Annotated in this window: 9 protein-coding genes; 1 reads left to right on the forward strand and 8 read right to left on the reverse strand. The window is 40.7% G+C overall.

The annotated features are described in order from the left end of the window. Positions 1 to 64: 64 nt before the first annotated feature. The 3 genes from galE to galT all read right to left on the reverse strand — a co-directional run bounded on the left by galE (position 65) and on the right by galT (position 3,156). Positions 65 to 1,054 (reverse strand): UDP-glucose 4-epimerase GalE, encoded by a 990-nt coding sequence (galE, locus tag IEV91_RS18625; protein ID WP_188498943.1) that lies wholly within the window; start codon positions 1,052 to 1,054, stop codon positions 65 to 67. Further along, entirely contained in the window at positions 1,051 to 2,100 is a 1,050-nt protein-coding gene (locus tag IEV91_RS18630) for a galactokinase (protein ID WP_188498944.1), read from the reverse strand. The genes galE and IEV91_RS18630 overlap by 4 nt, the downstream gene beginning before the upstream one ends. Before the next feature lie 84 nt (positions 2,101 to 2,184). Next, positions 2,185 to 3,156 carry a galactose-1-phosphate uridylyltransferase gene (gene galT / locus IEV91_RS18635; RefSeq protein WP_188498945.1) on the reverse strand — a complete coding sequence of 324 codons (972 nt, stop codon included), beginning with the start codon at positions 3,154 to 3,156 and terminating at the stop codon, positions 2,185 to 2,187. A 208-nt stretch (positions 3,157 to 3,364) separates the two neighbouring features. On the opposite strand from galT, the gene IEV91_RS18640 reads away from it, so the two are divergent. After that, positions 3,365 to 4,570, forward strand: coding sequence for an ROK family transcriptional regulator (locus IEV91_RS18640; protein ID WP_188498946.1), 1,206 nt, complete (start codon positions 3,365 to 3,367; stop codon positions 4,568 to 4,570). A 610-nt stretch (positions 4,571 to 5,180) separates the two neighbouring features. Here IEV91_RS18640 and IEV91_RS18645 read toward each other — a convergent pair. The 5 genes from IEV91_RS18645 to pdaA form a co-directional block, all read right to left on the reverse strand. After that, positions 5,181 to 5,774, reverse strand: coding sequence for a restriction endonuclease (locus IEV91_RS18645; RefSeq protein ID WP_229745654.1), 594 nt, complete (start codon positions 5,772 to 5,774; stop codon positions 5,181 to 5,183). 544 nt (positions 5,775 to 6,318) lie between these two features. Beyond that, positions 6,319 to 7,416 carry an ABC transporter substrate-binding protein gene (locus IEV91_RS18650; protein WP_188498947.1) on the reverse strand — a complete coding sequence of 366 codons (1,098 nt, stop codon included), beginning with the start codon at positions 7,414 to 7,416 and terminating at the stop codon, positions 6,319 to 6,321. A 46-nt stretch (positions 7,417 to 7,462) separates the two neighbouring features. Then, positions 7,463 to 8,239, reverse strand: coding sequence for an ABC transporter ATP-binding protein (locus IEV91_RS18655; RefSeq protein WP_188498948.1), 777 nt, complete (start codon positions 8,237 to 8,239; stop codon positions 7,463 to 7,465). A gap of 27 nt (positions 8,240 to 8,266) precedes the next feature. Further along, entirely contained in the window at positions 8,267 to 9,097 is an 831-nt protein-coding gene (locus tag IEV91_RS18660; RefSeq protein WP_188498949.1) for an ABC transporter permease, read from the reverse strand. A gap of 527 nt (positions 9,098 to 9,624) precedes the next feature. Next, entirely contained in the window at positions 9,625 to 10,404 is a 780-nt protein-coding gene (gene pdaA, locus IEV91_RS18665) for a delta-lactam-biosynthetic de-N-acetylase (RefSeq protein ID WP_188498950.1), read from the reverse strand. Between the last annotated feature and the right edge of the window lie 218 nt (positions 10,405 to 10,622).

The following is a 10,622-nucleotide window of genomic DNA, read 5'->3' on the forward strand; positions in this document are numbered from 1 at the left end:
TAAAGTTAAGACCAGGCAATTTTTCAGCAGCCTGGTCTTAATATTTATAAGGCATGAATATCGATTACTTATCGTTATACCCATTAGGATGATGACTATGCCACGCCCAAGCATGTTCCACAATTTTTTCAAGTTCGGGGTATTGTGGTTTCCAACCGAGTTCCTTTTCCGCCTTTTCTGAAGAGGCAATAAGAACAGCAGGATCTCCTGCACGTCTTGGGGCATCGACAGCAGGGATCTCCTTGTTCGTCACACGGCGACAAGCCTCGATCACCTCTTTTACAGAGAAGCCCTTGCCATTTCCAAGATTATAAGTCCCACTTTCACCAGTTTTCTTTAACTTCTCTAATGCTCGGAAATGAGCATCCGCTAAATCCATAACATGGATATAATCTCTTATACAAGTGCCATCCTCTGTCGGATAGTCATTCCCAAAAACAGAAATATGTTCACGCTGTCCCAAAGCTACTTGCAAAATTAAAGGAATCAAATGGGACTCTGGCTGATGATCCTCACCGATGGTACCTTCAGGATCTGCTCCAGCTGCATTAAAATATCTAAGAGATACTGACTTTAAACCATAGGCAGCTTCCGACCATTTAAACATTTTTTCAATCGCTAGCTTAGTTTCCCCATATGGATTGGTAGGGACTGTAGGGTCTGACTCTTTTATCGGGATAGACTTTGGCTCTCCATAAGTAGCCGCTGTGGATGAAAAAACAATATGCTTTACATCATGTGCCACCATTTGTTTCAGTAAAGATAGCGTCCCGCCAACATTATTCTCGTAATATTTTAAGGGTTCTTGAACACTTTCCCCTACTAGGGAGCTTGCCGCAAAATGAATGACAGCCTCAATGGGGTACGCTTCAAAAACAGCTTTTAAAGCCGCTTCATCTCTTAAATCCCCTTTAATGAAAGGCACATCCTTTACAGCATCACTATGCCCGGTTTGAATGTTATCGAATACGACCACATCCAACCCTTTTTGTTTTAAGTATAAAACGGTGTGGCTTCCGATGTAACCCGCTCCGCCACTCACAAGTATCGTCATGATACCACCTCTTCAGTTATTTCTCTTACACCATTGCCTGTTTCGCAAATATAAAAGGTTGCTTCTAAACCGGTCTGTTGGTTATATTTCCGGCTCACGGTTTCCTTAAAAACATCCAGTGTATTTGCATCTACAATGCTGATTGTACATCCACCAAAACCGGCGCCCGTCATCCGTGTGCCTATGCAACCAGCCATTTGCCTTTGGGTATCAAACAGGGCATCAAGCTCTTGACCCGTCACCTCATAATCATCACGGAGAGAGCGATGAGATTGCTTCATCAATTCCCCAAAAGTTTTAAGATCACTCACTTTTAATGCCTTTACAGCGTCTAAAACTCTTGCATTTTCCGTTATCACATGCCGTGCACGAGCTTTAGGAATGGACGCTAACCGACTCTGGTGACGTTCAAATGCTTCAATAGAGATGTCACTTAGGGTCTTCCAAGCGGGATTGACCTCTTGTAACACCTTTAGTGCTTCTCGACATTCTTGCAGGCGTTCATTATATTTAGAATCAGCCAGTCCACGCCGCTTATTGGTATTGGTAATCACCAATTTATAGTTTCCTAGCTTTAAAGCGACCTTTTCCTTTTCAAGCGTATCACAATTTAAAAAAAGCGCATAATCCTTTTCGCATAATCCGACAGCAAATTGATCCAATATCCCTGTATTCACACCAATAAAATGGTTTTCCATACGTTGACAAAGGAAGGCAAGCGCTTGACGATCAGTCGGATGACCAACAAGACTCGCTAATCCGAAAGCTGTCACCATCCCAATGGAAGCCGATGATGACAATCCGGCTGCGTTCGGGATCGTTCCATAGTAAAGAATATCTGCCCCCTTTAACGAAGCGCTTTCTTTCATCAGTTCTTTAATAATCCCTTTTGGATAATTGCCCCAATCATCCTCTTTCTTAAACACCAGTTGCTCCTCGTCAAAATTGACAGGGTGATCCTTGAAATTCAGACTTCTCAATTGATATTTCCCATCCTGTCGAAGTCTGACTAACATATACGTTCCCAATGATAAGGCCGTAGGCAATACATAGCCTCAAAATAAACCCGAATCTCATCACTATTTCCCGGAAAATAATGATGGAAATCGTCGAACATCTCTCGTAACCCGTTAGTCATTTTTCATAAACTCCTCTATTTTTTCTTTTAAAATCTGTGCTGTCTCCTCCACTCTCATCGGATTGGCAGCCGCCCAGCCCCCTGTTTCTGAAGAGGCATTATACTTAATCCTATCCTTTCCTCTTAATGGTGGGTAGAATTCGACATGAAACCGATAAAAATCATTATAATTCTTCCCGTCTGACGGCCTTTGGTGCATCACCATCATATAAGGAAAAAGCCGATCGTAAATTTTATCCATACCACCGACAACATTTTGAATAATGTCGCCAAGATCTCTTTTTTCTTCGGTAGTAAATTCTGTGATTGCAGTTTTATTCCTTTTTGCTACGATGTGGGCACCAAATGGATAATCTGTAAAAAAGGGAATAAAGGCAATAAAAGAGTCATTTTCTAATAATACCCGTTCACCGAAGCGTTTTTCTTCCGCAATCATCGCATCAAACATATTCTCTTGATGCTCTTCAAAATACTCTTCACAAGAGGCTAACTCAGTTTTCACTTTTAAAGGAATAAAAGGATAAGCATAAACTTGCCCATGTGGATGAGGCATCGTCACTCCCACTTCTTCGCCTCTGTTTTCAAAAATCATAACATAAGCATGTTCAGGATCTTGTTCGAGTGCTTGATATGTCTTTTCCCATACATTTACAAGCTTATGCATATGCTTCCTTGTTAAGTCCGGAATCGTCGCGTGATGATCAGGTGAATACAGGATGACCTCACAACGCCCTTTTGATTTTCTCGTCTTATATAGAGAACCACCTACTTCATCGGGCTCCGGAGGATTTTCTGATAGAACTGGAAAATCATTGTGATAAATATGAACCTCATAGTCTTCTGGAACTTTTCCTGATCCTGGACAAAACGGACAATCCGTTTTAGGCATGTTTGGCCGTTTCTGTCGCGAAGAGGCCACCATTGTCCAGTCTTTTAATAGTGGGTTATAGCGTAATTCAGCCATGTCACTCCTCCTTCTCTCTCTTAACTAGCACTCCACTTTATAAAATTAATTAATTAAGTTAATTCCATTTAAACACACCTTAGCCATCTTTTCAATCCTCTCTTTCTTATCAACAAATGAAGTTTAACCATTTTCTTCATGTCACCTTTTTCTGTATAATATAATTTAATTAATTTTATTTAAGGGCGTATATAACGGAGGTTCATTCATGTCCCATTTAATGACTGGGAGCTTTCAGCTTATGAAATCGCTGAATCGTTCCCTCATTCTAAATACAATAAGAAAATCAGGACCCATCTCTCGTGCCGAAATTGCTAAGAAAACAAAATTGACCCCTCCCACTGTTAGCAATCTTGTCTCCGAACTCATCGAATCCAAAATGGTGATTGAAAGTAGCCAAGGAGAATCTAAGGGCGGCAGAAAACCAACAATGTTGATTATCAATGCCAAGAACTTTTTTATCGTAGGATTAGATGTTGGTCCACACTCTATTAAAGGGGTCTTTGCGAATTTAGATGCAGATATTCTTGGGCGTTCATCTATCGCACTTAAGCTTCCCTTAACCAATGAGCAATTCCTTGATCGCATGACGTCAGTGATTGAAGAGCTGTTAAAAGAAAACAGCCAGTATAATCAAGAACACATTCTGGGTATTGGGGTAGCTATGCACGGGATCGTAGATGTCTCAAAAGGGATTTCTATTTTCGCCCCTTCTCTTCAATTGAGAGATATTCCGATTAAAGATCATCTTGAGGCTCATTTTAAAATGAATGTAAAAGTAGAGAATGATGCGAGGGCTCTTGCTTTAGGTGAAGCCTGGTATGGGAATGGCATGGATATCTCCTCTTTCATGTGCATCAATGTGGGGTACGGTATCGGCGCGGGCATCATTATTGACGGCAAGCTATACCATGGAGATGATTTTCTCATGGGAGAAATCGGCCATATGACCATTGACCCCGACGGCCCCACTTGTAGCTGTGGAAACCACGGATGCCTACAGGCCCTAGCTGCCGGACCTTTTATTGCCGAACGAGCCATGAGTGAAATTTCTTCAGGAAAAACGAGCATCCTAACAGATTGGACAGAGGTGCCAGAGCAAATTACTGGGGAACTTATTTATCAAGGGGCTACAGAAGGCGACCCCTTATGTATTGACATTCTAAGAGAGGCAGGCTCTTATTTAGGGATCGGCATTACTAATTTAATTCATATTGTGAACCCTAGTCTTATCCTCTTAGGAGGCGGTGTCATTAAAGCCGGTGACTTTGTCCTAGAAAATCTACGTGCTACTGTTAAACAAAGAGGGCTCACTGAACAAGCCAAGAATACAAAAATTGAAACAGTCAAGCTCGGCGATGACGGTACCGCCATCGGGGCTGTTTCCTTGCTGCTTGTTGAAGTGTTTAATTAAACACACTTTGCTAGCCTCATGTATATAGCATATTGTTGGAGGATATTTTTCAACTTAAATATAATAGCAACTCATTCAAATAAATCACCTTATGAAAAAGGTCATTTATAGTTACTCATAATATATGATTCTCATGAAAGGGTGTTATAATGGGAGCCTTAATATTCATTGGAATGCTAATCCTGTTATTGACCTTTCTTTTTTCCTTATTGATTAAAAAGGTGAGTAATAACAAAGGTAAAAAAATATATCCTCCCAACGGTAGTCATTCTTCTAAGTATGATTGGCAGTGGTAAGTTTAATAATGGGTCGCTGGACAGGGCTGGGAATGGGATTCATATCTTTTGTATCGGTCATTGCAGGGATAATAAGTTTAATTATCGTATCAATCATTGATTCAGTCAGTATCCGCCCGTAAAAGAGGGCGGTTTTATCTTTCCTATAGGGACACTTTAACACCAAGTTCTTAGAAACCTCTGATTTGACCGTCCACCATTTTCTTGGCTTACTATTTTTTAAAATGAATCTACGTATTCGCGCTTGCTCTTTTTCTTCCCTCGTCGGTTTGCACATTCTTTACTAAAAAATGAGCACCCTACGGCTCTATTCATTAAACACTTTGATCCTTTTGTTCGTCATTCACCAACTCTAAATAATGCTTGTACTGTTTTTCTGCGCCTGATATCCACATGTTAACAAGCGTAATTCCATCAATTAACTGGATATCCAAGTTTTCAGCATATCCAATAGCATTTGAAGTAAACTGGCTTGTTGTCACTACAAATCCTCCAGCAGCACCTTGCTTTACCATTTGTGAATGGATAATTGCAATAGGTTCGTAATTTACCGGATGATTAGGGGCATAACACTTCACCTGACCAAGATAAAGCCCATCTTCTCTCGAATGCTCTATATCTACCCCATAATCTCCGGATCCACGAGTAACATACGTTTCACCTGAGTAATACCTTTCCATTACCTTGGCAACAAATCTTTCGAACTGTAATGGGTTTTCTTCCTTCTCGGGGTCTTCCTCTTTCTTATAACGATGATACAAGCCTAATAAAAGTGATAGTTTCATTTCATCTTTAACTTTAAAGTGATCTATACTCCTATTTTTCAACTTCTCATTTTCTTTCTTTAACCTATTGTAATAAAACAAAAATAGCCCACTTAATAAAACAACTGTAATGAATATGGCCAACGGTCATCACCTTCCTTATTGAAAATCATGACCGAAACATTCAATCTTAATACCTATTTGATGACTAAATAATAGCTACAGAACATCGATTCAAAATAAAGTCCTCTTAAAAAATTTCTTTCTACTAAACCAAGTACGACATGAAGGATTATGACTTGCTAACATGGTTGAGAAAAACTGGGCAAAGAGCGCCCGGTCCTCATTCAGTTGGGCATTAAAATATTTTTTTACCAAAAGAATCGTCAGTACCAAGCGGATTGAAGCAGAAGACGCGAGACTCCTTCGGAAATAGCACGTGTCCGAAGATCCACTTGGGAAACAAAGTATTCAATTCCCAAGTTAGCTGAGGCCGTGCCCGAGGAAAGCGAGCGTTCTGGAGCGGAAATCCACACCATTCTGCTTATCAGAAATTTTATGCTTTCTTACCTTTTAAGAAAACTTGGCTTAACGCCAAGTCTTAATGGCGAAAACCAAAGTTATACGTTATAAAAACAAGTAGAGTATTAAAGCAAAAAGGGTAGCTATTCGCCACCCTATCTTCCTTTTATTTATATTCCCCTAGTATCTTAACAGCTTTTTCAGTAAGGGAGGTGTCCACAGCTTTCTTCAAGTCGACGTCGCCTTCAATACCGCCACGAGATTTGTACCATTCATATTGATTTTTGATATCATCAACATTCATTTTGCCATTAGGATCGAGTCCTGGGACACCGACCTTTTGCCAGACCTTTTTATCATCGAGAGAGGTGTATTTCGTCATGATATCTATGATTTGATCCTTACCGCCCTTATCTTTCACAAAAGCATCATTATAAGCTCTAACACCTTTTAAATAAGCCACCATGAAGCGTAAAGCCACATCGTCTTCTTTAGAAACAAAGTCTGGAGAGCCTAAGACCATAGCAATTTGATCATCTGGAGCAAAATCAGTGGCATCCCCTAAGCGCTCACTCACGCCTTGTGCGCTTCCTTGTGTAATTAACGGTTCAATTTGTAGGGCTGCATCTAAAGAGCCACTTTTTAAACCAGCAATCATATTGCCAAAGTCAGACATCAGGACGAACTTAACGTCGCTTCTCTTTAAGCCTGCATGATCAAGCATTTGTTGGAACATGTAATCATCCACACCATTTTTAGTGGAGACGGCAATTTTCTTTCCTTTTAAATCTTTGTAGCTCTTAATTTTGTCTTGTAAATCCTTACGAACCACAAAGGAGAAATAGGAACTCCCTTTGATGTTATGTCCTTTGTCTGCGATCATTTTAACATCAATCCCTTGTGCAATCGAGTTAAAAAATGAGGCAGATGAAATACCACCGGCAACATCAATTTGTCCTGACGCAAGTGCTGGGAGCATCTCGTCACTATTCGAGAATTTCACAAATTTAACATTAATATTATAATCCTTGAAATAGCCTTTCTCCTTGGCCACATAAAACCCTGCGCCTGACGAAGAACCATCCTCGGCAATTTTTACGGTGACTTCTTTCTTTAGTGGTGTTAGATTTCCATCGATCGGTTGAGCATCAGGATTCCCTTTCACCTCACTGCCCGACTGTTTGGCCGCATTTGGCTCACACCCTAAAAGTGTAAAGGCAAACAGAGGAATCATGAGCAGCATAATCCCCAATTTCTTAAACATGAATAACTTCCCCCTCCTATAAAATATAGTTAAAATGCCGTAAGAATTAATGGCGTTTTTCTAAAACCGCTTCTTGTAGATGCTGCCAAATATCGACGAATTCTTCCCCCATTTTTGGATTAGAGCGAACCATTTCAATATTCCTTGGCCGTGGTAAATCAATCTTTTTCTCTCGAGTAATGGTGCCAGGTTGGGCGCTCATCAGAAATATGCGATCACTAAGTAACAGCGCCTCATCAATACTATGCGTGATAAACACCACTGTCTTATGGGTTTCCTCCCAAATGCTTAATAACTCCTCTTGAAGAATAAACTTGTTCTGTTCGTCAAGCGCCGCGAACGGTTCATCCATAAGTAAAATTTCAGGATCATTAGCAAAAGCACGAGCAATACTGACTCTTTGCTTCATCCCACCAGAAATCTCGGAAGGATAGAGGTGGCGAAATTCAGTTAAGCCCACCTTATCGAGATAGTATTCTGTCCTCTCCTTTAGCTCATCTTTAGGTGCATGGCGCATGCGCAAACCAAAGGAAACATTATTTTCAACCGTCATCCAAGGGATAACCCCTTGTTCCTGAAAGATCATAGATTGCAGGGGTTTATTTTCCTTTCCAGGAGCGATCGTATACTCACCTGTACTCGGTTTTTCCAATCCCGCCAAGATTCTTAGCAGCGTTGTTTTCCCACAACCACTCGGGCCTAACAAACAGACAAACTCGCCTTCCTTTATATCCAGAGAGATGTCCTTAATCGCTGCCACGCTGGAATGCTTTTTAAAGAAAACTTTCGTGAGATGATCCACCTTAATTTTGGATTCCGTCATCTATGGTTACCTCCCTAGGCTCATGTTTTATGACTTTTGCCATGGAATCAGCTTTCTCTGCAATCCTCGTAATAGTAGCGAGAAGAAATAGCCAAAGAACGAAATGAGGACGAGGCCAACGTACATATCCTTGAGTACAAAGGTTTTATATTTCGTCCAAATGAGATAACCGATACCGGAGTTAGCTCCAATCATTTCGGCGGCAACAATCGTGAGTAGCGCAATGGCCTGCCCCATTTGAATCCCTTCCATCATCATAGGTAAGGCACCCGGAAGCGCGATTTTGAAAAAATAATCCTTGGATTTCGCACCATAATTCTTAGCAATATCGAGATAAATCCGATCGATATTCGTCACCCCTGCAACGGTATTGATAAGGACAGGGAAAAAGACAGACCCAGCGATCGTCACCATCTTAGAAATATCGTTGATCCCAAAAACGATGATGATAATAGGCATCAAAGCAAGTGTTGGAATGGGCATCAGCGCCATAACTAAGGGCTGTAATGTATAGCGTACAGGTAAATACATTCCCATCAAAAGTCCGATAATGATTGCAGGAATAACCCCTAAAAAGAACCCGCCAACAATCCTGTATAAGCTAATACCCACATGATGGAATAATTGCCCCGTCGCACCTAGATGAAAAAATTCTAAAATGATAAGGCTTGGGGGTGGAAAAAAGCGCGGATCAATCATTGCCGTTCGTGATAAAATCTCCCAAATAATAAGTAAAAGAATCGGTGACGCGATCGTTAAAGCTTTAAACGCTCGATTTCTACGGACACTTTTCTTCCAAAGCTGTTGCTCCACGCTTTCTGACTGAGTCATTTTATATGTGCTGATACTTTTCTCCATATTTTCACCACCTCTAGTACCCACATCATATGCACAAACGCCCAGAGTGTGAAAAACGTGATTCTTTATTTTTTCTGCTGATATAAGGTCTGTGAATAAAGTGGATAACCTTGTTGATAATTGCCGTAGAGGTGTTAGTTATGTGGATAACATTGTGGGTATTTTCTGAGGAAGTAATGAAAGCTGGGGAAAGACGCCTCTGGAGTAGCATTGAATTTTCCATTAAGTCCTCTTTCCACATCCTGTGGACAAATAGAGGCTGGGGGTTCTTTTTGTGAGCCACACCCTTATTTTGTACGTAAGCACATCTCTTTTGTTAGTTGCGGCCTCGTTTCGTGCACCTTTTGAAAATGGCGGGCTTCTTTTGTGCGCCATACTCCTCTTTTCGCGAATCGGTCTATCCATCCTCTCAAGAGCCCGATCATCACTTTTGAGAGTTATGCTCTTCACTCACTTCAATCTCATATGTAGGTTCTTGTAAAATAAAAAAACCACAGTTTAATTCCTGTGGTTTTCCTCTTTGAGCTTTACCAGACAAAGGATGGTGCGGCTTTATGTGCCATGAGATAATCAAGGCTGCGGAAAGTATAGCCTTGTTTTTTGAGATCATCGATGACTTTACCTAAAGCCTCGGCATTATCGCGGGATACGGAATGTAAAAGAACAATGGCTCCCGGATGAATGCGTTTCATAATACTATTGTAAGCATAATCGGCACCCTTGTGCTCATCTCTCATCCAGTCCATATAAGCAAAGGACCAAAAAACACTCGTATAGCCTTGTTCCTCCCCTAACTTTAATGAACGTTCACTAAAAGTGCCACGTGGAGGTCTAAGATATTTCATATCGGTTCTTCCTGTGATTTCGGTATAGGCTTGTTTTAATTTTTCCAGCTCGATTTTATATTTTTCATCACTTATTTTTGACAAATCTGGGTGTCCCCAAGAATGATTCCCAATGATATGGCCTTCTTTTACCATCCGTTGAATCAGCTCGGATTGATCGGTGATATAGTGGCCTGTGACAAAAAAGGCAGCAGGAACCTTTTTCTCTTTCAAGACATCTAAAATTTTCTTCGTATAGCCGTTTTCATATCCACAATCAAAGGTTAAGTAAATATCTTTTGATGTCGTGTCACCGATCCAAACCCCATGATATTTTTTTAACAACGCATCATACTCAGGTTCCGTTGTTGCCGGCTGATTATTTTTACTCGGTTTAAAATACCAATCCTTCGCAGACGCAAACTGGGGCACAAGGACCAATGTCACAACAAAAATAGTTAGTATTGAAAACCACTTGCGCATTGGTATCCCTCCATTTATAAAGCTTAATCTTAGGATGACCTAGCGCTAGCGAAATTATGTTATCAATGACTCAAACAACTTGTTTTCACATTCTGACGTTATAAGAAAAACCGGGCGAAATGCATGCCCGGTCCTCATTCAGTTGGGCATTTAAAAGCTTTTTTACCAAAATGCTTCGTCAGTATCAAGTGGATTGGAGCGGAAGACGCGAGACTCCT

Origin of the sequence: Pullulanibacillus pueri, from assembly GCF_014639255.1 — a bacterium.
GTDB lineage: Bacteria > Bacillota > Bacilli > Bacillales > Sporolactobacillaceae > Pullulanibacillus > Pullulanibacillus pueri.

Coding starts and splice junctions, on each gene's coding strand:
- IEV91_RS18650 (WP_188498947.1), bottom strand. CDS start 7,416: ATGTTTAAGAAATTGGGGATTATGCTGCTCATGATTCCTCTGTTTGCC.
- galE (WP_188498943.1), bottom strand. CDS start 1,054: ATGACGATACTTGTGAGTGGCGGAGCGGGTTACATCGGAAGCCACACC.
- galT (WP_188498945.1), bottom strand. CDS start 3,156: ATGGCTGAATTACGCTATAACCCACTATTAAAAGACTGGACAATGGTG.
- IEV91_RS18655 (WP_188498948.1), bottom strand. CDS start 8,239: ATGACGGAATCCAAAATTAAGGTGGATCATCTCACGAAAGTTTTCTTT.
- IEV91_RS18640 (WP_188498946.1), top strand. CDS start 3,365: ATGTCCCATTTAATGACTGGGAGCTTTCAGCTTATGAAATCGCTGAAT.
- pdaA (WP_188498950.1), bottom strand. CDS start 10,404: ATGCGCAAGTGGTTTTCAATACTAACTATTTTTGTTGTGACATTGGTC.
- IEV91_RS18660 (WP_188498949.1), bottom strand. CDS start 9,097: ATGGAGAAAAGTATCAGCACATATAAAATGACTCAGTCAGAAAGCGTG.